Source organism: Caballeronia sp. LZ032, from assembly GCF_031451315.1.
Classification (GTDB): domain Bacteria; phylum Pseudomonadota; class Gammaproteobacteria; order Burkholderiales; family Burkholderiaceae; genus Caballeronia.
This window is the reverse complement of sequence record NZ_JARUXP010000001.1, coordinates 1,352,981-1,376,994: the sequence shown is the minus strand read 5'-3', so window position 1 is coordinate 1,376,994 and position 24,014 is coordinate 1,352,981. Positions and strand designations below refer to the sequence as shown.

20 protein-coding genes are annotated in these 24,014 nt (G+C 65.3%); 15 read left to right on the top strand and 5 right to left on the bottom strand.

Features of this window, described 5'->3' with window-relative positions:
- Positions 1-506: 506 nt before the first annotated feature.
- The 3 genes from QCE69_RS06465 to QCE69_RS06455 all read left to right on the top strand — a co-directional run bounded on the left by QCE69_RS06465 (position 507) and on the right by QCE69_RS06455 (position 3,536).
- Entirely contained in the window at positions 507-1,856 is a 1,350-nt protein-coding gene (locus tag QCE69_RS06465) for an Nramp family divalent metal transporter (RefSeq protein WP_309929959.1), read from the top strand.
- Between the two features lie 157 nt (positions 1,857-2,013).
- Complete coding sequence (locus tag QCE69_RS06460) at positions 2,014-3,261, top strand: phospholipase A (protein WP_309915747.1); 1,248 nt, start codon at positions 2,014-2,016, stop codon at positions 3,259-3,261.
- A gap of 71 nt (positions 3,262-3,332) precedes the next feature.
- The gene (locus tag QCE69_RS06455; protein WP_309808206.1) at positions 3,333-3,536 is read left to right on the top strand and encodes a DUF1289 domain-containing protein; all 204 of its coding nucleotides are present in this window, start codon (positions 3,333-3,335) and stop codon (positions 3,534-3,536) included.
- 72 nt (positions 3,537-3,608) lie between these two features.
- Here QCE69_RS06455 and QCE69_RS06450 read toward each other — a convergent pair whose 3' ends face one another.
- The 4 genes from QCE69_RS06450 to QCE69_RS06435 form a co-directional block, all read right to left on the bottom strand.
- The gene (locus QCE69_RS06450) at positions 3,609-5,201 is read right to left on the bottom strand and encodes an ABC-F family ATPase (RefSeq protein WP_309915744.1); all 1,593 of its coding nucleotides are present in this window, start codon (positions 5,199-5,201) and stop codon (positions 3,609-3,611) included.
- 198 nt (positions 5,202-5,399) lie between these two features.
- Positions 5,400-6,845 carry a threonine synthase gene (gene thrC / locus QCE69_RS06445; RefSeq protein WP_309929957.1) on the bottom strand — a complete coding sequence of 482 codons (1,446 nt, stop codon included), beginning with the start codon at positions 6,843-6,845 and terminating at the stop codon, positions 5,400-5,402.
- 13 nt (positions 6,846-6,858) lie between these two features.
- Entirely contained in the window at positions 6,859-8,181 is a 1,323-nt protein-coding gene (locus QCE69_RS06440) for a homoserine dehydrogenase (protein ID WP_309929955.1), read from the bottom strand.
- 25 nt (positions 8,182-8,206) lie between these two features.
- Entirely contained in the window at positions 8,207-9,445 is a 1,239-nt protein-coding gene (locus tag QCE69_RS06435; RefSeq protein WP_309808201.1) for a pyridoxal phosphate-dependent aminotransferase, read from the bottom strand.
- A gap of 562 nt (positions 9,446-10,007) precedes the next feature.
- On the opposite strand from QCE69_RS06435, the gene QCE69_RS06430 reads away from it, so the two are divergent.
- The 12 genes from QCE69_RS06430 (at position 10,008) to QCE69_RS06375 (ending at position 22,957) form a co-directional block, all read left to right on the top strand.
- Entirely contained in the window at positions 10,008-10,382 is a 375-nt protein-coding gene (locus QCE69_RS06430; protein ID WP_309929954.1) for an Mth938-like domain-containing protein, read from the top strand.
- A 298-nt stretch (positions 10,383-10,680) separates the two neighbouring features.
- Positions 10,681-12,354, top strand: a complete 1,674-nt coding sequence (locus tag QCE69_RS06425) for a glycosyltransferase family 39 protein (protein ID WP_309929953.1) — start codon at positions 10,681-10,683, stop codon at positions 12,352-12,354.
- A gap of 96 nt (positions 12,355-12,450) precedes the next feature.
- A complete protein-coding gene (locus tag QCE69_RS06420) occupies positions 12,451-12,822 on the top strand; it encodes an EamA family transporter (RefSeq protein WP_409021168.1) in 372 nt (123 codons plus the stop codon).
- Positions 12,823-12,894: 72 nt separating this feature from the next.
- Entirely contained in the window at positions 12,895-14,046 is a 1,152-nt protein-coding gene (locus tag QCE69_RS06415; protein WP_309915732.1) for a DegT/DnrJ/EryC1/StrS aminotransferase family protein, read from the top strand.
- 67 nt (positions 14,047-14,113) lie between these two features.
- Positions 14,114-15,151 carry a glycosyltransferase gene (locus QCE69_RS06410; protein WP_309808196.1) on the top strand — a complete coding sequence of 346 codons (1,038 nt, stop codon included), beginning with the start codon at positions 14,114-14,116 and terminating at the stop codon, positions 15,149-15,151.
- Positions 15,148-16,146 (top strand): formyltransferase, encoded by a 999-nt coding sequence (locus tag QCE69_RS06405; protein WP_309929949.1) that lies wholly within the window; start codon positions 15,148-15,150, stop codon positions 16,144-16,146. Before QCE69_RS06410 ends, QCE69_RS06405 begins: the two co-directional genes overlap by 4 nt.
- Positions 16,143-17,189, top strand: coding sequence for a bifunctional UDP-4-keto-pentose/UDP-xylose synthase (locus tag QCE69_RS06400; protein WP_309915726.1), 1,047 nt, complete (start codon positions 16,143-16,145; stop codon positions 17,187-17,189). Before QCE69_RS06405 ends, QCE69_RS06400 begins: the two co-directional genes overlap by 4 nt.
- Before the next feature lie 15 nt (positions 17,190-17,204).
- On the top strand, positions 17,205-18,101 hold the full coding sequence (locus QCE69_RS06395; RefSeq protein ID WP_309915724.1) for a polysaccharide deacetylase family protein: 897 nt from the start codon (positions 17,205-17,207) through the stop codon (positions 18,099-18,101).
- Positions 18,102-18,182: 81 nt separating this feature from the next.
- Entirely contained in the window at positions 18,183-18,644 is a 462-nt protein-coding gene (locus QCE69_RS06390; RefSeq protein WP_309915722.1) for a peroxiredoxin, read from the top strand.
- 397 nt (positions 18,645-19,041) lie between these two features.
- Positions 19,042-20,895, top strand: a complete 1,854-nt coding sequence (locus tag QCE69_RS06385) for a PhoH family protein (RefSeq protein ID WP_309915719.1) — start codon at positions 19,042-19,044, stop codon at positions 20,893-20,895.
- Between the two features lie 206 nt (positions 20,896-21,101).
- Positions 21,102-22,091 (top strand): NlpC/P60 family protein, encoded by a 990-nt coding sequence (locus tag QCE69_RS06380; RefSeq protein ID WP_309915717.1) that lies wholly within the window; start codon positions 21,102-21,104, stop codon positions 22,089-22,091.
- A gap of 59 nt (positions 22,092-22,150) precedes the next feature.
- A complete protein-coding gene (locus QCE69_RS06375) occupies positions 22,151-22,957 on the top strand; it encodes an SDR family oxidoreductase (RefSeq protein WP_309808189.1) in 807 nt (268 codons plus the stop codon).
- A 46-nt stretch (positions 22,958-23,003) separates the two neighbouring features.
- Here the strand turns inward: QCE69_RS06375 and QCE69_RS06370 are convergent, their stop codons facing one another.
- The gene (locus QCE69_RS06370) at positions 23,004-24,014 is read right to left on the bottom strand and encodes an anion permease (protein WP_309915714.1); all 1,011 of its coding nucleotides are present in this window, start codon (positions 24,012-24,014) and stop codon (positions 23,004-23,006) included.

Below are 24,014 nucleotides of genomic sequence, written 5' to 3'. Positions count from 1 at the left end.
CTCAAAACCCCGAAAACTACCATTAAACGCAAGCGCGACAAAAATTAACGGGCCGCCTGTCGCACAAAATCTACAACCACGCGGCACGTCGGTCCGGAAGTCTTGCGCAGCAAGCTTCAACGATGCAAACCGCACCCGCGGGGAGCGCGCATTTTAGCCCCTAATCGCCCCCTGCGGCACCTGATAAAACCACACTCGCCACAGGGACCGCGGGCGCCTTGTGCCGATGGGGTGTCATTATCTGTGGTCGGCTGCCGGCATGCCCTTCCCTTGCCCGCCTTTCAGTTTCTTTCAGGCGGCAAGCGGAACAATGGGCTGCGGCATCCGACCACGAATAGCCAGCGGAACAGTTGTTGCGAGCCAATTCGACGAGCGCCGCCTAGGCGGCGCGCGACGAGCGCCGTACAGGCGGCTCGCGACGAGCGCCGTGCATGCGGCGCGTCCAGAACCCGCAACGACCGCACGTCATCGCTGCGCCGTTGCCCGCTATTCGAGGCCGCCTTCGCATGAACACCAACCCGTCCACGCTTGGCGCACTGTCCGCCGCGCAATCCGACGCGCAGTCGCACCCGGCGAATCTGGACGAGCGGGACGCCCCACGCCGGCGCGGGCCGCGCTCGGGCGGGCGCTGGTATTCGTTCGCCGGCGCGGGTGCGCTCGTCGCCGTGGGCTACATGGATCCGGGCAACTGGGCGACAGCCCTCGCCAGCGGCGCGCGCTACGGTTATTCGCTGCTCTTCGTCGTGCTGGTTGCAAGCCTGATGGGCATGCTGCTGCAATGGGTGGCCTCGCGCGTGGGCGTCGTCACGGGCCGCGATCTCGCGCAGCTGTGCCGTGAACGTTTTGGCCCGCGCACGAACTTCGCGCTATGGGTGGCGTGCGAGATCGCGATCATCGCGTGCGACGTAGCCGAAGTAGTCGGCAGCGCGGTGGCGTTGCAGCTGCTGTTCGGCATCTCGCTCACGGCGGGCGTGCTGTTCTCGGGGGTCGGCACGTTCGCGATGCTCGCACTGCAAAGCCGCGGGCGACGGCCCTTGCAGCGCGTCGTGACCGCGCTGATCCTGTTCGTGAGCGTCTGCTTCGTGGTGGAGCTAGCGCTGGCGCATCCGTCATGGAGCGACGCGCTGCGCGGCGTGGCGCCCTCGCCCCAGCTCGTGCGCGATGCGGGCATGCTGTGGCTCGCCGCCGGCGTGCTCGGCGCCACGGTGATGCCGCACAACCTGTATCTCCATTCCACGCTCGTCAGGGACCATGCGCGCGGCCGCGACGACGTGTCGATCGGGCAGGCACTGCGTGGCGTGAACATCGATACCTTCGCGTCGCTCGGTCTGGCGTTCGTCGTCAATGCGTCGCTGCTGATCGTGGCCGCGGCCGTGTTTCATGCGAGCGGCCACACCGAAGTCGAAGATCTCGCCGATGCCCACCGGCTGATTGCGCCCCTCGTCGGCAGTCAATGGGCGGGCGTCGTGTTCGCGGCCGCGCTGCTCGCCTGCGGTCTCAATGCGACCGTCACCGGCACGCTGGCCGGACAAGCCGTGATGGAAGGCTTTCTGCGGCTCAAGATGGCGCGCTGGGCGCGTGCGCTGACGACGCGGGCGCTCGCGATCGGTCCGGCGCTGGTGGCGGTGGCGTGCTTTGGCCAGCACGGCTCGAACACGCTGCTGGTCGCGACGCAGGTCGTGCTGAGCCTGCAATTGCCGCTTGCGGTGATTCCGCTCGTCAGCTTCGCGTCCGATGCGCGGCTGATGGGCCGCTGGCGGGTCGCACGCCTGCCGCTCGCGCTGGCGTGGGGCTGCGCGGGTGTGATCGTCGCGTTGAACGGCGCGATGCTCTGGCAGGCGGTGTTTTCGGGTTAAATCTGGCTGTTTCCGTGCAAGTGGGGCGTCGAGGCATGATTTTCGCTACCTCATCCCGACGCGCGGCATTTCTTGCCGCTTCGTCGGACCCCGCCGGACCACGCCACAGCACGCCGCAGCGTGCTGGATTTCGCCTGCAACAGGACACTAACCAGACATGCCTTACCGCCCACGACGGCTTTCTCCCGCTCACGCCCTGCTGCTCGCCACGTTGTGCGCGAGCGGAGCTGCTCACGCTACCGTCGCCGTGCTGCAACCCGCGCGCGAAGCGGCGGCTTCCCAGCCGCTCGAACTGACGCTGCTTTATACCGATGACGACGCAAAAGCACTCGCCGTCGATGTGCCGAAACAACTGACCGTGAATCTGACCAACGGCGACCTGCCGCCCGCGCCGTTGACGCTCACGCGCGATCCCAAGGTGCCCGACCGTCTGCGGCTTGCGCCGGGGCAGTATCGACGGGTGCGGTTTTCAGCGCCGTGGCCGGACGCGGCGCGCGGCACCGTGAAGATCGATCCGGTGGGCTTCGACGCCTCGCCGATGCTGGTCACGATCAACCGCGGCGAGTCGCAGACGCAGGTGGCGGCCGCCGAGCATCGCGAAACACAGGCGACCACGCCCTCGCAACTCGCGACCGCCACGGCCGCGGCCAACACGCAGGCGGCGCCGACCTCGACGGCGGATACCCTGCTGTCGGGCCGCTTCTCGAGCTTCGAGCCGATCTATTTCGCCGATGGCAAGAACGGCGACAACCTCGCGAAATTCCAGTTCAGCTTCAAGTACCGGCTGCATTTGCCGGACGATCCGCGTTCGCGCGGCTTCCTGGACAACCTCTACTTCGGTTATACGCAGACGGCCATCTGGAATCTCTCCGCGGAGTCGGTGCCGTTCCGCGACATCAGCTTCCAGCCGCAGCTGTTCTACTACGTGCAGGACACGGGCTGGAACAGTCCGCTCTATACGCGCATGGGCATGGCGGCGGGTATCGGGCATGAATCGAACGGCAAGAGCGGCGCGGATTCGCGGGCGATCAACATCGCCTTCGTGCGGCCCACCTGGGAATTCGGCGACCTCGACAGCAATCACCTGACGCTCTCGCCGAAGTTCTACTATTACCTGTCGAAGTCGGGAAATCAGGACATCGCGGATTATCGCGGGTATGTGGACTTTCTCGTGAAGTACGGCAGCCCGGAGGGCCTGCAACTCGCGACCACGCTGCGCAAGGGCACGAAGCACTGGTACGGCAGCGTCGATTCGCAGCTCACGTATCCGCTGGCCAAGCTGATCGGGAGCGCATGGGGCGGGTATCTGTTCGTGAGCTACTTCAACGGCTACGGCGAGGATATCCTCGATTACAACCAGCGACATCACTGGATCGCGCGGATAGGCTACAGTATCGCGCGCTGAGTTTTCTTTTGTTTCCGATCGCCTGGTCGCCGGGCCGCATTGCGGACGGCGGCGGGCCATGACCCGTTCTTATGTCTTCCATTCTTCACGATCAGCCCGACAGCCCGTGCATCGGCGTGTGTTCCACCCTGTTCGACGATGTCTGCAAAGGCTGCGGCCGGACGGCCGTCGAGGTGTCCAACTGGGTGTTTCTCTCCGATGAGGAGAAGCGCGTGGTCTGGGAACGCATACGGCGCGAAGGCACCGCGATGCGGTTCCGCAACGACCATCTGTAAATCCGGAAGCAGACGCAAAAACGGCCCGCTCTTGCGAGACGGGCCGTTGCATTTGACGCGCAGTTGCCGGACTTACTGAATCCCCTGGCTCGCCAGGAAGTCCTCGTAATTCCCGCCGAAGTCCCGCAACGTGCCGTCGGTCTTCACTTCGATGATCCGGTCCGCCAGGCCGCTCACGAACTCGCGGTCATGCGACACGAAGATCAGCGTGCCTTCGAACTTCTCGAGCGCGATCTGCAGCGACTCGATCGATTCCATGTCCATGTGATTGGTCGGCTCGTCCATCAGCAGCACGTTGTGGCGGCCGAGCATCAGCTTGCCCCAGATCATGCGGCCCTTCTCGCCGCCCGACAGCACCTTCACGTTCTTCTTGATGTCGTCCGCATTGAACAGCAGACGGCCGAGCGTGCCGCGCATCATCTGCTCGTCGTCGCCTTCCTTGCGGTACTGGTCGATCCACTCGGTCAGCGTTTCGTCCTTCGGAAACTCTTCGTACGTGTCCTGCGGCATGTAGCCGACATTCGCGTTCTCGGCCCATTTCACCGTGCCGTGATCGAGATCCAGCACGCCCTTCAGCGACTTGAGCAGCGTGGTCTTGCCCGCGCCGTTCTCGCCGATGATCGCGATGCGTTCGCCCGGCTGCACCGACAACGAAAAGTTCTGGAAGATGGTGCGGTCGTACTTCTTGGTCAGGTCTTCCGCCACCACCGCGATGTTGTGCAGCTTCTTTTCGAACTCGAAGCGGATGAACGGGTTCTGACGCGACGACGGCTTGAATTCCTCGATCTTGATCTTGTCTATCATCTTCAGACGGCTGGTGGCCTGACGCGCCTTCGACTTGTTGGCCGAGAAGCGCCGCACGAAGTCCTGCAAGTCCGCCACGCGTTCCTTCGCCTTCTGGTTGGCGGCCTGCTGACGCTCGCGCGCCTGCGTGGAGGCCAGCATGTAGTCGTCGTAGTTGCCCGGCCAGACCTTCAGCGTGCCGTAGTCCATGTCTGCCATGTGCGTGCACACCTGGTTCAGGAAGTGGCGATCATGGGAGATGATGATCATCGTCGAGTTGTACTGGTTGAGCACGTCTTCCAGCCAACGGATCGAGTTGATGTCCAGGTTGTTGGTCGGCTCGTCGAGCAGCAACACGTCGGGCTTCGAGAACAGCGCCTGCGCCAGCAGCACACGCAGTTTCCAGCCCGGCGCCACATTGCTCATCGGGCCGTTGTGATCGCTGATGTTGATGCCGATGCCCAGCAGCAGCTCGCCCGCGCGCGCCTCGGCCGTGTAGCCGTCGTATTCCGCGAACTTGGCTTCCAGGTCCGCCGCGCGCATGTAGTCGTCGTCGGTGGCGTCGGGGTTGGCGTAGATCGCGTCGCGCTCGGTCATCGCGGCCCACATCTCGGTGTGGCCCATCATGACGACGTCGAGCACGCGCATGTCTTCGTAGGCGAACTGGTCCTGGCGCAGCTTGCCCAGACGGACGTTCGGCTCCAGCATCACGTTGCCGGAACTGGGCTCGAGATCGCCGCCCAGAATCTTCATGAAGGTGGATTTGCCGCAGCCGTTCGCCCCGATCAGCCCATAGCGATTCCCTCCGCCGAACTTGACCGAGATATTCTCGAAGAGGGGCTTGGGCCCGAATTGCATGGTGATGTTGGCGGTAGACAGCACGGCGCGTCCTTTCGAATGGAGTACGACGAAAAACCTGAGATTTTAGCAGCTTTTGGCGGGCTTTGAGCCTTGTTCAGGCCCGGAAGGCCTTCGCGCGTGCCGCAAAAGCGTGCGTCAAAACGATTCGGGGCGCAGCGATGCCCGCTGCGCCCCGTGCGTTCCCGCGACGCTCCGCCCGTGGCGGATGCGCTCCTGTGGTCAGGTGCGCTCGGCGATGAACGCTTTCACGACGTCTGCATCCGCAGGAACGATATCGAACCTTTGTGGCAGTTTTTCAAGTCCCGCGAACGCCGCCGGACGCTCCGGCTCGCGATTCAGCGCTTCGCGGATCGTTTCGCCGAACTTGATCGGCTGCGCGGTTTCGAGAACGATCATCGGCACGCCGGGTTTCAGGTTTTCGCGCGCGACCTTCACGCCATCCGCCGTGTGGGTGTCGATCATCGTGTGATAACGCTCGAACACGTCGCGAATGGTGTTCACGCGGTCGTCGTGCCCGCTCTTGCCCGACACGAAGCCGAATTCCTTCACGCGCGCGAAGTCGCCGCTCGCGGCGAGGTCGAAGCCGCCCTTTTCCTCGACGTCGTGGAACAGTTGCAGCACGCGCGCAGGATCGCGTCCGAGCAGGTCGTACACGAAACGCTCGAAGTTCGACGCCTTCGAGATATCCATGCTCGGGCTCGTGGTGTGATACGTCTCCGCCGCGCCGCGCACGCGATACACACCGGTGCGGAAGAACTCGTCGAGCACGTCGTTCTCATTCGTGGCAACGACCAGCTGGTCGATCGGCAAACCCATCATCCGCGCGATGTGTCCCGCGCACACGTTGCCGAAATTGCCCGACGGCACCGTGAACGACGCCTGCTGGCTGTTGTCCGTGGTCGCCGCGAAATAGCCGCGGAAGTAGTACACGACCTGCGCGACGACGCGCGCCCAGTTGATCGAATTGACCGTGCCGATCTTGTGGCGCGCCTTGTAGGCGTGATCGTTCGAGACGGCCTTCACGATGTCCTGGCAATGGTCGAAGTTGCCTTCCACCGCGAGGTTGAAGATGTTGGGATCCTGCAGCGAGAACATCTGCGCCGTCTGGAACGCGCTCATCTTCTTGTGCGGAGAAAGCATGAACACGCGCACGCCGGCCTTGCCGCGCATCGCGTATTCGGCGGCGCTGCCGGTGTCGCCGGAGGTGGCGCCCAGGATGTTCAGCGTCTCGCCGTGTTTCGCCAGCGCGTACTCGAACAGGTTGCCGAGCAGCTGCATGGCCATGTCCTTGAATGCGAGCGTCGGACCGTTTGACAGCTCCAGCAGCGACAGCGCCGTGCCGTTCTCGACGCCGAGCGTCCTGAGCGGCGTGATCTGCACCGCGCTTTCCTCGTGGCGCACGTTGCTGTACACCTGGGCGGTGTAGGTCTTGCGCGTGAGCGAGCGGAGATCGGCGGCGGGAATGTCGTCGCTGAACTTAGAGAGCACCTCGAACGCGAGATCCGCGTACGACAGCGTGCGCCAGCACGCGAGTTCGTCGGCGCTGACCTTCGGATACTCCGCCGGCAGATACAGCCCGCCGTCTTTCGCGAGTCCGCCCAGCAGGATGTCGGAGAACGTGTGGCGCTCGTTGCTGCCCGCGCCGCGCGTCGAAATGTAGTTCATGTCACGTACCTGATCAGTTGAGCGCTTCCATGCGCAGCTTCGTCACCTTCGAGACCACCGTGGACAGCGCCTCGATCTCCGCGATCGCCGCGTTCACGTTCTTTTCCACCGTCTCGTGCGTGATGAGGATGATGTCGGTCTCGCCCTTGCCGGCGCCGTCCACTTCCTCCGATTCCTTCTGCAACAGCGCGTCGATGGAAATGCCCTTGTCCGCGAGGATGCGCGTGATGTTGGCGAGCACGCCGGTCACGTCGGCGACGCGCAGGCGCAGGTAGTAGCCGCTCGTCACGTCGTCGATCGGCAGGATGGGCGTGTTCGACAGGCTGTCCGGCTGGAACGCCAGGTGCGGCACGCGATGCTCCGGATCCGCCGTATGCAGGCGCGTCACGTCGACGAGATCCGCGACCACCGCCGACGCCGTCGGCTCCGCGCCCGCGCCCTTGCCGTAGTACAGCGTGGTGCCGACCGCGTCGCCATGCACGACGACTGCGTTCATCGCGCCCTCGACGTTCGCCAGCAGGCGCTTCGCCGGGATCAGCGTGGGATGCGTGCGCAGCTCGATGCCCTGCTCCGTGCGCCGCGCGATGCCCAGCAGCTTGATGCGGTAGCCGAGGTCTTCGGCGTAGCGGATGTCGATGGCGGCAAGCCTGCTGATGCCTTCCACGTAGGCGCGCTCGAACTGCACCGGCACGCCGAACGCGATGGCGCTCATGATCGTGACCTTGTGCGCGGCGTCGACGCCTTCGATGTCGAAGGTCGGGTCCGCTTCCGCGTAGCCGAGTTCCTGCGCGGCCTTGAGCGCGGTGGCGAAGTCGAGCCCGCGGTCGCGCATTTCGGAGAGGATGTAGTTCGTGGTGCCGTTGATGATGCCGGCGATGTACGCGATGCGGTTCGCCGTCAGGCCTTCGCGCAGCGCCTTGATGATCGGAATGCCGCCGGCCACCGCGGCTTCGAACGCGACCATGACGCCCTTGGCGCGCGCGGCTTCGAAGATTTCCGTGCCGTGCACCGCGAGCAGCGCCTTGTTGGCGGTGACCACGTGCTTGCCGTTGGCGATGGCGCGCAGCACGAGTTCGCGCGCGAAGCCCGTGCCGCCGATCATTTCGCAGACGATCGCGATGGACGGGTCGTCCACCACCGCGTTGAAGTCGTCCGTCACCGGGATGCCCTGCGCCGTGGCCACTTCTGCCTTGGACGGCGTGCGCACGGCGATGCGCGAGATTTCGATGCCGCGGCCCGCCCGGCGTTTGATTTCTTCCTGGTTGCGGCGCAGCACCGTGAAGGTGCCGCTGCCGACCGTGCCGAAGCCCAAAAGTCCTACTTTGATCGGTTCCATGCAGCGTGCTTCTTTAAAAGGGAAATTAAGCGGAGTGGCGTTTGCGATAACCGTCGAGGAATCGTGCGATGCGATTCACGGAGTCGGCGAGGTCGTCGACATTCGGCAGGAAAACCACGCGGAAGTGATCCGGCGTCGGCCAGTTGAAGCCCGTGCCCTGCACCAGCAGCACGCGCTCCTCCAGCAGGAGATCCGTGATGAACTGCTGGTCGTCCTGGATCGGGTACATCTTCGGATCGAGGCGCGGGAACATGTAGAGCGCCGCCTGCGGTTTCACGCAGGTCACGCCCGGAATGGCGGTGAGCATGTCGTAGGCGAGCTCGCGCTGCTTGTAGAGGCGTCCGCCCGGCAGGATCAGGTCGTTGATGCTCTGGTAGCCGCCGAGCGCCGTCTGGATCGCGTACTGGCCCGGGACGTTCGGGCACAGGCGCATTGACGCCAGGATGCCCAGCCCTTCGAGATAGTCCTTCGCGCGGCGGCGGTTCTCTTCGATCAGCCCGGAAATGGCCATCCAGCCCGCGCGGTAGCCGCACGAGCGATAGCTCTTCGACAGGCTGTTGAAGGTCACCGTGATGACGTCTTCGGAGAGCGCGGCCATCGACGTGTGCGTGAGGCCGTCGTAGATGATCTTGTCGTAGACCTCGTCGGCGAAAATGATGAGGCCGTGCTCGCGCGCGATCGCAATCAGGTCCAGCAGCAGCTGATCCGAGTACAGCGCGCCGGTGGGGTTGTTCGGGTTGATGACGACGAGCGCCTTGGTGTTCGGCGTGATCTTCGCGCGGATGTCGTCGAGGTCGGGCATCCAGCCGTTGCCTTCGTCGCACAGGTAGTGGCGCGGCGTGCCGGCCGAGAGACTCACGGCCGCCGTCCACAGCGGATAGTCGGGGGCGGGCAGCAGGACTTCGTCGCCGTCGTTGAGGAGCGCCTGCATGGCCATGACGATCAGCTCGGACGCGCCGTTGCCGATGTAGATGTCGTCCAGTCCCACCCCTTCCACGCCCTTCTGCTGCGTGTAATGCATGATCGCCTTGCGCGCGGCGAACACGCCTTTCGAATCCGAGTAACCCGACGAACCCGGCAGGTTGCGGATCATGTCCTGGATGATTTCATCGGGCGCCTCGAAACCGAACGGGGCCAGATTGCCGATATTGAGCTTGATGATGCGGTGGCCTTCTTCCTCGAGGCGCTTCGCGTGCTCGAGCACGGGTCCGCGAATGTCGTAGCAGACGTTTTGCAGCTTGTTGGATTTCAGAATCGGTTTCACGGCGGGCGCTCTGGTCTGGATGTGTGGACGGACGTTGTCTGGTTCGGTGCGGCTTGGGCGTCGTACTCGCCGGTTTTGCACACGGGTGTTACACGCGGTGTTGCACGCCAAAGGTTGCGCGATTCCGGCCCGGTCATCCGTGTGTCCAGCCTCGCGCGCGGACAGCGTGCGGACGAGCGTGGCAGACCGGGATGGGGAGCCTGGGCTTCGAAAGCGACTTCAACCTGGGCTGATGAGTTTCGGGCAAGCCGCCCGGGCGCCGGACGACATATTCTAGACGCAGCGCCGGGTAGGCTTGAGCGTTGCGGACCGGAGACTAAGCCGGAAGCGGCGATTGCGCGCGATGGCGGCTTGTGGCGGCAGCGAGCGCAACGGGCGGCGCGAGCGGGCCCGGCAGCCGGAAAGTTATAATTTACTGATTATGGCTCCGTTGCGCAATGCACCAAAGTCGCGCCGCCGCGCCCTGCGGGCGGGCGCGAGTGACCTGGCCGGCGCGTCCGCACGCCTGCACGTCGCGTAACACCTGCCGGGCCCTTCATCCCTTCCCTGCCGGATCACTGTTTTGAAACTTCACCAGGATTCCACCAGCGCACTCAATACCATCACGAGCTACGGAGACGGTTTCGTCGCGATCAACCTCGAACGGCACGAAGGCAGCGTGATCGTGATGCCCGAAACGCCGGTGACCGCATGGCCGGTTGCGTCGTTCGACGCGCTGGCCCCCGAGCACTTCGAGGCGCTGATCGACGCCGCGCCCGAGGTGGTCATCTTCGGCAGCGGCACGCGCCTGCGCTTTCCGCATCCGCGCCTCACGGCGAGCCTGGCGCAGCATCGCATCGGCGTCGAAACGATGGACTTCGGCGCCGCCTGCCGGACCTACAACATCCTCATGTCCGAAGGCCGGCGCGTGGCGGCGGCCTTGCTGATCGAACGCTGATCGATCCGGAGGCAAACGCCAGAAGTGCGCTAAGGAACCGTTAAGGAACGGTTGGCAGACTCCGGCCGCGCGCCTGAATTCGGTGCAGGCTGCGGTGCAGGCGAGCACGCTCCAGCAGGGTGCGCCGTGGCGTACTGCTAAACTCCCGCCCGGCATTCATGGCAACGGACCGCAGGACGCCGGACCGTCGCGGCGGCAACGCAGACGCGCCCGACGCCGCGAATACCCCGAACCGCCGGGCGTTGCCGCCCCTTTCGTTCCACTAGCGCCGCATCGCGGCATCGGACAGGTCGACTTCATGAACGATACGCCTTCGCGGCTACCGCTCACCCGTCTCGCGCTCATCCTCCTGGTCCTGGCGCTCGCGCTCGTCTGGTTCGGGCCGCTGGGCTATCGCCACCTGGTGCCGAGCGACGAAGGCCGCTACGCCGAAATGGCCCGCGAGATGTTCGTGACCGGCGACTGGATCACGCCGCGCTACAACGGCTACAAATATTTCGAGAAACCGCCCCTGCAAACCTGGGCAAACGCGCTGAGCTTCGCGTGGTTCGGCATCGGCGAATGGCAAGCTCGGCTTTACACGGCGCTCACGGGCTTCGCCGGCGTGCTGCTGGTCGGCTATACCGGCACGCGCGTGTTCAACGCGATGACGGGCTTCGCCGCCGCCGTCGTGCTCGCGACCTGCCCCTACTGGAACCTGATGGGCCACTTCAACACGCTCGACATGGCCCTGTCGTTCTGGATGCAGGTCACGCTGTGCGCGCTGATGCTGGCGCAGCGTCCTGGGCTGCCGGCGCGCGCCGTGCGCGGCTGGATGTGGCTGTGCTGGGGCGGCATGGCCGCGGCGGTGCTGTCGAAAGGCCTGGTCGGGCTGATCCTGCCGGGCGCCGTGCTGATCCTCTATTCGCTCGTCGCACGCGACTGGGCGCTGTGGAAGCGGCTCTATATCGGCAGCGGACTGATCGTGTTCCTGGTCATCACCGCGCCGTGGTTCGTGCTCGTGCAGATGAAGAATCCCGAATTCTTCAACTTCTTCTTCATCGTCCAGCAATTTCAGAGATATCTGACGCCCGAGCAGAATCGCCCGGGCGCGTTCTACTACTTCGTGCCCGTGCTGCTGGTCGGCTTCCTGCCGTGGCTGTCGGTGGCCGCGCAGAGCGTGTGGCACGGCATCCGCACGCCGCGCCAGCCGAACGGCTTCGCGCCCGTCACCATGCTGCTGATCTGGTCGGCGTTCATTTTCCTGTTCTTCAGCGCGTCGCACTCGAAGCTCATCTCCTACGTGCTGCCCGTCGCGCCGGCGCTGGCGCTCGTGATCGGGCTCTATCTGCCGTCGCTGACGCCGCAGCGCTATCGCATGCATCTGATCGGCTATGCGGTGTTCCTGGTCGCGGCGGCGCTCGGGGCGATCTTCATCGGCCGGGCCGGCAGCGCCAACACGCCGAACGCGCTCTATCGCGTCTTCCAGCTGTGGGTGTGGGCCGGGCTTGCCGTGGCGTTCGTCGCGACGCTGGTCGCGCTGTGGCTGAACCGCCGCAGCGTCCTGGCGAGCGCCACCGGACTGGGGGCCGCGTGGCTGCTGCTGGGCACGATCGCCGGCTGCGGCCACGATGTCTTCGGCACGCAGAGTTCGGGCGTGCAGCTCGTGCCGGCCGTCAAGGCCGCGATGGCGAGATTGCCGCCCGACACGCCCTTCTATTCGATCGCCAAGCTCGATCACACGATGCCCTTCTACCTCGGCCACACGATGATCATGGTCGGCGAAGCGGACGAGCTGACCTTCGGCGTGCATGCCGAGCCGCAGAAATGGGTGCCGAGCATCGACGAGTGGGTCCGAATCTGGGATTCGGAGCACGCGGCGCTCGCGCTGATGCCGCCCTACCGTTACGACGAGCTTGAAAAACGTCACGTGCCCATGCAGGTGATCGCGCGCGACGAGCGTCGCGTGATCGTCGAGAAACCGCAGCCCTGAGCCTTCGAATGCCTTTCGGTCGCGCATTTGAAGCGCACGGCCGTGCGGCATTTGGTGGCGAACCGGGTATCCTTGACCCGCACCCGACCTTTCACGATGAACCTGATTTCCTTCATTTGCATCATCATCGGCGTATCGTTGAACGCATGCGCCCAGTTGCTGCTCAAAGCCGGCGTGAACGCGGTGGGCCATTTCGACTTCACGCCTGCCAATATCGTGCCGGTCGGCCTCAAGATTGCCACGCAGCTGCCCATCATCGGCGGGTTGAGCTGTTACGTGCTGAGCGTGGTCGTGTGGATCGTCGGGCTGTCGCGCGTGGACGTGTCGATCGCCTATCCGATGCTCTCGCTCGGCTACGTCGTCAACGCATTCGCGGCGTGGTACCTGTTCGGCGAAGTGCTGTCGATGCAGCGGCTCATCGGCATCGGCATCATCCTGGTCGGCGTGGTGGTGCTCGCGCGCGGCTGAAGTGCAGCCCGCCTCGCGTCCCGACCCGCGGCGGCCCTGTCCGGATCAATCATCAATTACAACGCATAGCCCATGACTCAAACCTCGCGGCCGTTCCTGCCTTTCGTGAAGCCCGACATCGACGAAGAAACCATCCAGGGCGTGGTCGACGTGCTGCGTTCGGGCTGGATCACCACCGGCCCGCAGAACCAGCAGTTCGAAGCGGAGCTGTCGGCGTATTGCGGCGGCCGGCCGGTGCGGGTGTTCAACTCCGGCACCTGCACGATGGAAATCGGCCTGCGCATCGCGGGCGTCGGCGCGGGCGACGAAGTCATCACCACGCCGATGACCTGGGTGTCCACGGCGAACGTGATCCTCGAAGTGGGCGCGACGCCGGTGTTCGTCGACATCGATCCGGTCACGCGCAATCTCGACCTGAACCTGCTCGAAGCCGCCATCACGCCGCGCACGAAAGCCATCATGCCGGTGTATCTGGCGGGGCTGCCGGTGGACATGGACCGGCTCTATGAGATTGCACGGGCGCACGGGCTGCGCGTGATCGAGGACGCGGCGCAGGCCTTCGGGTCGAGCTGGAACGGCAAGCGCATCGGCGCCATCGGCGACCTGGTTTCGTTCAGCTTCCACGCGAACAAGAACCTGACGTCGATCGAAGGCGGCGCGCTCGTGCTCAACAACGAGGACGAGGCGGAACTCGCGCGCAAGTACCGCCTGCAAGGCATCACGCGCACCGGTTTCGACGGCATGGACTGCGACGTGCTCGGCGGCAAGTACAACCTGACCGACGTCGCGGCGCGCGTCGGGCTGGGCCAGTTGCGCCAGATCGACCGCTTCACGGAAAAACGCCGCCAGCTGGCGCGCGCGTACTTCGACGCGTTCGAAGGCGGCGCAGCCGTGCGCCTCGGCACGGGCCTGCCGCCGCGCAACTTCAGCGACGCCAACTGGCACATGTTCCAGATCGCGCTGCCTCTGGAGCGGCTCACGCTCACGCGCGCCGAGTTCATGCAGGAGATGAAGGAACGCGGCGTCGGCACGGGCGTGCACTATCCGGCGCTGCATCTGTTCACGCTGTATCGCGCGCGCGGTTTCCACGAAGGCATGTTCCCGCATGCCGAGAAGCTCGGCGCGGCCACGCTCACGCTGCCGCTCTTCACGCTGATGGAGACCGCCGACGTGGATCATGTCGTGAAGTCCATCGATGCGATCTGCGAGCAGTTCGGACGATGAACACGCCTAGAGAAACGCTCAAGACATGCATCCGAATAACGGGCAACCCAGGGACAACCAGCGCAACATGAGTCATTTCGATTTTCCGGCGACTTCCCCCGAGCTTTCGGTGATCATCCCCGTCTACAACGAGGAAGCCGGCCTCGCCGCCCTGTTCCAGCGCCTGTATCCGGCGCTCGACGCGCTCGGCACGTCGTACGAGGTGATCTTCATCAACGACGGCAGCCGCGACAAGTCGGCGGCGCTGCTGGCGAAGCAGTTCCACGCGCGCCCCGACACCACGCGCGTCATCCTGCTGAACGGCAACTACGGCCAGCACATGGCGATCCTCGCGGGCTTCGAGCAGTCGCGCGGCGAGATCGTCGTCACGCTCGACGCCGACCTGCAGAACCCGCCCGAGGAAATCGGCAAGCTGGTCGCGAAGATGCACGAGGGTTATGACTACGTCGGCACGATCCGCCAGCAGCGCCAGGACAGCCTGTGGCGCAAGAAGGCGTCGCGCGCGATGAACCGGCTGCGCGAGCGCATCACCAAGATCCGCATGACGGACCAGGGCTGCATGCTGCGCGCCTACAGCCGCCATATCATCGACACGATCAACCGCTGCGGCGAAATCAATACCTTCATTCCGGCCCTCGCCTACACCTTCGCGCAGAACCCCATCGAAGTGGACGTGGCCCACGAGGAGCGCTTCGCGGGCGAATCCAAGTATTCGCTCTACAGCCTCATCCGCCTGAACTTCGACCTGGTCACCGGCTTCTCGGTGGTGCCGCTGCAATGGCTGTCGTTCATCGGCGTGATTCTTTCGGTGGGATCCGCGGGCCTGTTCCTGCTGCTCCTGATCCGCCGCTTCATGTTCGGCGCGGAAGTCCAGGGTGTGTTCACCCTGTTCGCCATCACCTTCTTCATGCTCGGCGTGATCATCTTCGCGCTCGGGCTGCTGGGCGAATACATCGGCCGGATCTACCAGCAAGTGCGCGCGCGGCCCCGCTATCTGGTGCAGACCATCCTCGAAGAGCGCGACGGCCTGCCCACCGCCACCCGGCCGCTGCAGGACGCCGTGCAGCAGGTCGCCGTGGTCACGCGCGAGGAAGACGGCGCATGAAGCCGCGCGCAGTCGTCTTCGCCTATCACGACGTCGGCGTGCGTTGCCTGCAGGTGCTGCTCGCGCGCGGCGTGGAGGTCGCGCTGGTGGTCACGCACGAGGACAGCGCGAGCGAGAACATCTGGTTCGAGAGCGTCGCGCGGGTCGCGGCGGAGCATGGCATCGCCACCCTCACCCCGGCCGATCCGAAGTCGCCCGAGCTTCACGAGGCCGTCGAACGGCTTGCGCCCGACTTCATCTTCTCGTTCTACTACCGCCACATGCTGCCGGTGGCGCTGCTGTCGCTCGCGCGGCGCGGCGCGTACAACATGCACGGCTCGCTGCTGCCGAAGTACCGCGGCCGCGTGCCGACCAACTGGGCCGTGCTCAACGGCGAAACCGAGTCCGGCGCAACGCTGCATGAAATGGCCGCAAAGCCCGACGCCGGCGCGATCCTCGCGCAGACGCCGGTGCCCATCCTTCCCGACGACACCGCCGCGCAGGTCTTCGACAAGACCGTGGTCGCCGCCGAGCAGACGCTCTGGCGCGTGCTGCCCGCGCTGCTGGCCGGCGACGCGCCGCGCCTGCCGAACGATCTCGCCGCCGGCAGCTACTACGGCGGGCGCAAGCCGGAAGACGGACGCATCGACTGGACCCAGCCGGCCACGCGCGTCTACAACCTGGTTCGCGCCGTGGCGCCGCCTTATCCGGGCGCGTTCACGGATCTCGGCGCTGACCGCTTCATCGTCGCGCGGGCGCGGCTCGTGCCGGAAAGCGGCGCACCGGGCGTCACGCCGGAAAGGCTCGGTGAGCTGCGCGGTTTGCCCCCGGGCCTTGCCGTGACGGATAATGCGCTGTTCGGCGTGTGCGGCGATGGCCGCGTCATCGCCATCCACGAATTGCGCCATCGGCCGCTGTCCGCCGACGGCCAACCCGTGGGCGACGAGCGCGTCATCAGCCCTGCCGAATTCGCCACCGCGTTCGGCCGCTTCACTCAATCCTCTCGTCATTCATGAAAAAAGTTCTGATCCTGGGTGTCAACGGCTTCATCGGCCACCACCTGTCCAAGCGCATCCTCGAGACCACCGACTGGGAAGTCTTCGGGATGGACATGCAAACCGATCGTCTGGGCGACCTCGCGAATCACGAGCGGATGCACTTCTTCGAAGGCGACATCACGATCAACAAGGAATGGGTCGAGTATCACGTCAAGAAGTGCGACGTGATCCTGCCGCTGGTCGCCATCGCCACGCCCGCCACCTACGTGAAGCAGCCGCTGCGCGTGTTCGAACTCGACTTCGAGGCGAACCTGCCCATCGTGCGATCGGCCGTGAAGTACGGCAAGCACCTGGTGTTTCCGTCGACGTCCGAGGTGTACGGCATGTGCACCGACGAGCAGTTCGACCCGGAGAACTCGCAGCTCTCCTACGGCCCGATCAACAAGCCGCGCTGGATCTACGCGTGCTCCAAGCAGCTGATGGACCGCGTGATCTGGGGCTACGGCATGGAAGGCCTGAACTTCACGCTGTTCCGTCCGTTCAACTGGATCGGCCCGGGCCTCGACTCCATCTACACGCCGAAGGAAGGGTCGTCGCGCGTGGTGACGCAGTTCCTCGGCCATATCGTGCGCGGCGAGAACATCAGCCTCGTCGACGGCGGCGCGCAGAAGCGCGCGTTCACCGACATCGACGACGGCATCGGCGCGCTGATGAAGATCATCGAGAACAAGGGCGGCGTGGCCAGCGGCAAGATCTATAACATCGGCAACCCGAAGAACAACTTCTCGGTGCGCGAGCTGGCGGGCAAGATGCTGGCGCTCGCCAACGAATATGCCGAGTACGCGGACACGGCGAAGAAAGTACAGCTCGTCGAGACCTCGTCGGGCGCGTACTACGGCGAGGGCTACCAGGACGTGCAGAACCGCGTGCCGAAGATCGACAACACGATGCAGGAACTCGGCTGGGCCCCGCAGGCCAGCATGGACGACGCGCTGCGCAAGATCTTCGAAGCGTATCGCGGGCACGTGGGCGAAGCCCGCAAGCTCGTCGAGCAGGCGTAAGCGCGAGGACGCCGCGTGGCACGCATTGTCCTCAAGATCGACGTCGATACCCTGCGCGGCACGCGCGAAGGCGTGCCCAATCTCGGGCGTCTGCTCGACCAGTACGCCGCGCGCGCCACTTTCCTGTTCAGCCTCGGTCCGGACCATACCGGCTGGGCCTTGCGCCGCGTGTTCCGGCCGGGCTTCCTGAAGAAGGTGTCGCGGACTTCGGTGGTGGAACACTACGGGCTCAAGACGCTGATGTACGGCGTGCTGCTGCCGGGACCGGACATCGGCCGCGAAGCCGTGTCGGAGATGCGCGCCATCCACGAAGCCGGCTTCGAATGCGGCATCCATACGTGGGACCACGTGTACTGGCAGGACAACGTGCGCGCGCGTGACCGCGACTGGACCGTGGCGCAGATGCAGCAGAGCCATGCGCGCTTCATCGAGATCTTCGGCGCGCCGCCCGTCACGCACGGCGCGGCCGGCTGGCAGATGAACGGCCACGCGTTCGAGCAGATCGACGCGTGGGGCATGCGCTACGCCTCCGACGGCCGCGGCCACACGCCCTACATTCCCGTGCTCGACGGCCGCACGCTGAACCACGTGCAGATGCCCACCACCCTGCCGACGCTCGACGAAGTGCTCGGCGTGGCGGGTGTCGACGAAAGCAACGTCGCCGCGCATCTGCTGAAGCACACCGAGAACAACCCGCACGACCAGGTGTTCACGCTGCACGCGGAGCTCGAAGGCCAGAAGCTCGCGCCCGTGTTCGGGCAACTGCTGGCCGGCTGGCGCGCGCAGGGACACGTCTTCGCCACGATGGGCGATTATCATGCGGCGCTGGACCGCGCGACGCTGCCCACGTACCCTGTCACGTGGGGCGAGATTCCGGGCCGCGCGGGCGAACTGATCGTCCAGCCGGGCTGAATCCGGGCCTGAGTCTCGTTCGGGCAGCGCGCGTGCGGATCGTCTCCCTCACCAACAACCCACAACAACGGAGAAGCCTTCGTGTCAGTCGCTGTCGACCAGCCCGTTCCCGATTTCACCGCACCCGCAACTGGTGGCGAGTTCACCCTCTCCTCCCTGCGCGGCAAGAAGGTCGTGCTGTTTTTCTATCCGAAGGACAACACGCCGGGTTGCACGACCGAAAGCCTGCAGTTCCGCGACCACTACGAGCTGTTCCGGAAGGCCGGCGCGGAAGTGGTCGGCATCTCGCGCGACAGCGTGAAGTCGCACGACAACTTCAAGGCCAAGCTGGAACTGCCCTACACGCTGGTGTCGGACAGCGACGAAGCCATCTGCGCACAGTTCGATGTCGTCAAGATGAAGAAGATGTACGGCAAGGAAGTGCGCGGCATCGAGCGCTCGACCTTCCTGATCGACGCCCAGGGCGTGTTGCGGCAGGAGTTCCGCGGCGTGCGCGTGCCTGGGCACGTCGAGGCCATCGTGGAGGCTGTACAAGCCATTTGAGGCACGATATATTGGTTCGCAATGAGCGCCTGTCCCTTCACTTTCCTCCTTCCCGGCACGAGCCGTCGTGCGCCCTGCGGCGCGGTCGGCATGGATCCGGGTTATCCGGGCGGTGAGGCAGCGGGTCGGCGCAGGCGCTCTGAAAGAGAAGTCAGCCGCTGGTTCCGGTAGTCGGAACGGCGGCTTTTTTATTGGGCATCGCGCGGAGCCACGCACCGCGCAATGATCCACTGACGCAATCCCGAGGAGCAGATCGACACCTAGGCGAACCGGCGTTTTCGACATTGAAGCGCGCCGCCGGGCGCAAACTGCGGCACGCGTCTCGCTGCGAGGGCGGACGAGCAGGATGCGACAGGCGGCGCACGATACACGACCCGATTCCTTTCGAGGGAACACCATGCCTTTGCCTACCGCCCCGGCCAAGCTCGGCCATCTCCTTCCGTCCGACGAGTACAAGGCCAAAGCCCGGCCTTCGAAATCGTCGAAGAAGCCCGCTGCGGCGAGCGACGACGAAGTCCATGGCGGCGCCGCCACGGCCACCGCCGAACGTCCCGCGAACGCGGCGCACACGCTGCGCGCCATCGCCAGCGAAGTGCTGACCCAGGTTCCCGCCGAAGCGCAGGTGGATGCGGCCGTGCCGCCGCCCGCGCCCGGCACCATTCCCACACGCGGCCGCAAATCGCGGCAGACCGCGGCGCTGTTGCAGCCGGCGCCCGCCGTCCGCTCGAAGCAGGACGAAACCGAAGTACGCTCCGAACGCGTCGAGCAGGCCGATGCGCCTGTCGCGGTTGCCCCGTCGAACGCGAAGGACACGCGCGCGTCCGGCAAACGCCGCAAGGGCGCCGCCGCCGAAGCCGAATTGCGCAAGCTGTTCGTGCTCGACACCAACGTGCTGATGCACGATCCGAGCTCGCTGTTCCGCTTCGAGGAACACGACGTCTATCTGCCGATGATGACGCTCGAAGAACTCGACAACCACAAGAAGGGCATGTCCGAAGTGGCGCGCAATGCGCGTCAGGTGAGCCGCACGCTGGACGCGCTCGTCGCTCATGCAGGCAAGATGACGGAAGGCATTCCGCTCGCCGCGCAGGGCAACCGCGACGCGCTCGGCCGCCTCTACTTCCAGACGACGCTCACCGACATCGAGCCGGTTGAGGGCCTGCCGGTCGGCAAGGCCGACAACCAGATCCTCGGCGTCGTGCGCGCATTGCAGAAGGAGCGCCCGGAAAGCCAGGTCGTGCTGGTGTCGAAAGACATCAACATGCGCATCAAGGCGCACGCGCTCGGGCTGCCCGCCGAAGACTACTTTAACGATCAGGTCCTGGAAGACAAGGACCTGCTCTACTCCGGCGTGCGCGCGCTGCCGCAGGACTTCTGGACGCGGCATGCCAAGGGCATGGAAAGCTGGCAGGACACCAAGACCGGCACCACGTATTACCGCGTGACCGGTCCGCTGTGTCCGTCGATGCTCGTCAACGAGTTCGTCTATCTCGAACCGCAGAACGGCGAGCCGTCGTTCCACGCCGTGGTGCGCGAACTCAACGGCAAGACGGCGCTGCTGCAGACGCTGCGTGACTACGGCCATCACAAGAACAATGTGTGGGGCATCACCGCGCGCAATCGCGAGCAGAACTTCGCCCTCAACCTGCTGATGAACCCCGAAGTCGACTTCGTCACGCTGCTCGGTCAGGCCGGTACCGGCAAGACGCTGATGGCGCTCGCCGCCGGCTTGGCACAGGTGCTCGACGACAAGCGCTACAACGAGATCATCGTGACGCGCGCGACCGTGCCGGTGGGCGAGGACATCGGCTTCCTGCCGGGCACCGAGGAAGAGAAGATGCAGCCGTGGATGGGCGCCTTCGACGACAACCTCGAAGTGCTCCAGAAGACCGACGACGCCGCCGGTGAATGGGGCCGCGCCGCGACGCAGGAGCTGATCCGCTCGCGTCTGAAGGTGAAGAGTATGAACTTCATGCGCGGCCGGACGTTCGTCGACAAGTACGTGATCATCGACGAAGCGCAGAACCTGACGCCCAAGCAGATGAAGACGCTTGTCACGCGTGCGGGCCCGGGCACGAAGATCGTGTGCCTCGGCAATATCGCGCAGATCGACACGCCTTATCTGACGGAAGGCAGTTCGGGGCTCACGTATGTCGTCGACCGCTTCAAGGGCTGGACGCACAGCGGGCACGTGACGCTGGCGCGCGGCGAACGCTCGCGACTCGCGGATTACGCGTCGGACATTCTGTAAGCGGCTTTACGGCTGCCATGCACGGCCCGGCGGAGCGATCCGCCGGGCCGTTTTTCATGGTGGTTCCGCTCATTCCGCCGTTCCGCACGGGCAACACTTACAGCCGAATCTTCATGTAAAACTTCAACAGCGCTTGCCGCACGCCCGTGCGACGGGCTAGTATCGGCACACTGCCCTTACTGGCGAGCCTGCGCTCGCCTTCTGCAATGCGTCGAATCTGGTTGCCGCTACTCGTGTCCGTGCTGCTCGCCGCGTGTGGTTCCGCGCCGCAGCAGGCCACGCGCAAGCCCGCGTCCAGCACCGCCGCCACCCGCACCTTCAAGCCGCCGCCCGGCTTCCCGACGTTCGTCGATCACAGCATCGGACGCGAGGAAATCTCCATTCAGGCGATGTCGCTCGTCGGCGTGCCGTATCGCTGGGGCGGCAACACGCCCGACGCAGGCTTCGATTGCAGCGGCCTCGTGCGCTATGTCGTCGGGCGCGCGGCGTCCGTCGATCTGCCGCGCACCACTGGCGAGATGAGTTCGCGCGGCGAATCGGTCGAACCGGACGAAATCGCCGCCGGCGACCTCATCTTCTTCAACACGACCGGGCGGGCTCATTCGCACGTCGGCATCTATGTCGGCAAGCTGCGCTTCGTGAACGCGCCATCGACGGGCGGCACGGTGCGTCTCGATTACCTCACCAACCCGTACTGGGCCAAGCGTTTCGACGGCATACGCCGCGTCGCGGCGCCCAAGGCCGCACCGACGCCGTTCGATGGCCCGACTTACCTGGCATCGCCTGCACCTGCTGCACCCGCTGCGTCGCCTGCGGTTCAAGCCGCCGCGCCGGCTCCAGCGGCTCAGGCGGCTCAGGCAACTCCAGTGGCCCCGATAACCGCGAGCGCCGACGCCTTCGAACCGCCGCCTTCGTCGCTGAGGGCGGCGCAGCGGCAATCGCAAGCGGCCGGCGCGATCGCGCCCGCTGCCGCCACGGCCGCGATCAACGCCGCGCCGGATCCGATCCAGGCCGCCGCCGACGCCTTCGAGCCGCCGCCGCCCAGCTCGCGCGCCGCGCGGCAACAGGCCTACGACAACGCCTCGCCCGCCGATCCACCCGTGCGCGTGATGCGCGCTTCGACTGGCTCGCTTGCCGCGCCACGTCCCGCACCGAACGACGACCCCATCGCCCGCTTCGCCACCGGAACGAACTGACGCCCGCCGCGCGCGTCTGCTATCGTGTCCCGATCGATTTCACCACGGAGCGCAACACCATGGACTTGGGACTGGCAGGCAAGGTCGTGCTGATCACGGGCGGCAGCAAGGGTATCGGTTTCGCCTGCGCCAAGGCGTTCGCCGCGGAAGGCGCGAAAGTGGCCATCGTCTCGCGCGATGCCGCCAATCTCGCCCGCGCCCGCGAGCAGCTCGCGAGCAGCGGCTATCACGTGCATCTGGCGCGTGCCGATCTGCACGAGGCGCACAGCGCTGACGACGTCGTCGAGGAAGCGAGTGCGGCGCTCGGCCCGATCGACATCCTGATCAACAGCGCGGGCGCCGCAAAACGCTACGATCCCGACACGCTCGACGCCGCCGCGTATAAGGCCGCGATGGACGCCAAGTACTTCTCCTACGTGTATCCGCAGCAAGTGGTGCTCAAGCGCATGGCCGAACGCCTGCGCGCCGATCCGCAGGCGGAACCGGGCGCCATCGTCAACATCATCGGGATGGGCGGGAAGATGGCCAGCGACATCCACATCGCGGGCGGCGCCGCCAATGCCGCGCTGATGCTCAATACCGTGGGGCTGGCGCATCACTATGCAAAGCTCGGCATCCGCATCAACGCGATCAATCCGGGCTCGACGCTCACCGAACGCGTCGAGGAAGCGCTCGATCTCGAAGCGAAGCGTCAAGGTGTGACGCGCGATCAGGTGCTCGCCGACAGTCAGGCCAAGGTGCCGTTCGGCCGCTATGCGAAGCCGGAGGAAATCGCCGACGTCGCGCTCTTCCTGGCGAGCCGCCGGGCGAGTTACGTATCGGGCGCGCTGATTCCGATGGACGGGGTGTCGTCGCCGATCATCTGAAGCGGCTCTGCCTCGCCGTCACGCGGGGCGGACGCGCTCACGACACTTACAGGAAGCGATGTCCGAGCCACCAGCCCGCTGCGGCAAGCAGAGCGGAGGCCGGAATGGTGAGAATCCACGCCCACACGATGTTGCCCGCGACGCCCCAGCGCACCGCGCTGAACTTCTGCGTCGCGCCCACGCCGACAATGGCGCCGGTGATCGTGTGCGTGGTGGACACCGGAATGCCGAGGAACGACGCGAGAAACAGCGTGATCGCCCCGCCCGTCTCCGCGCAGAAACCGCCGACCGGCTTGAGCTTGGTGATCTTCTGACCCATCGTCCGCACGATGCGCCAGCCGCCGAACAGCGTGCCCAAGCCCATCGAGAGATAGCACAGGCCGATGACCCAGATCGGCGGCGCATCGGCGGTGGCGGACGCGTAGCCGGTGGCGATCAGCAGCATCCAGATGATGCCGATGGTCTTCTGCGCATCATTGCCGCCGTGTCCCAGCGAGTACAAGCCCGCCGAAACCAGCTGCATGCGGCGGAAGCGCCGGTCGACCTTCGAGGGCGGCGTGCGGAAATACAGCCACGACACCAGCAGCATGAAGAACGAGCCGAGCACGAAGCCCAGCAGCGGCGAGATGAAGATGAACGCGACCGTCTTCAGCAGGCCGTCCCAGTTGAGCGAGCCCCAGCCTGACTTGGCGAGCGCCGCGCCGACCAGCCCGCCGATCAGCGCATGCGACGAACTCGACGGAATGCCGTAGATCCAGGTGACGATGTTCCAGCCGATCGCCCCGACCAGCGCGCCGAAGATCACGTAGTGATCGACGATCTCGGGGTCGATGGTGCCCTTCCCGACCGTGGCGGCGACCTTCAGATGAAAGATGAAATACGCGATGACGTTGAACGCCGCCGCGAAGGCGACCGCTTGCTGCGGCTTGAGCACGCCGGTCGAGACGACCGTGGCGATGGAATTGGCGGCGTCGTGGAAGCCGTTCATGAAGTCGAACGCGAGTGCGACCACGACGAGCAAGGCGACGGCCCAGATGGCGAGTTGAATCGAATGCAT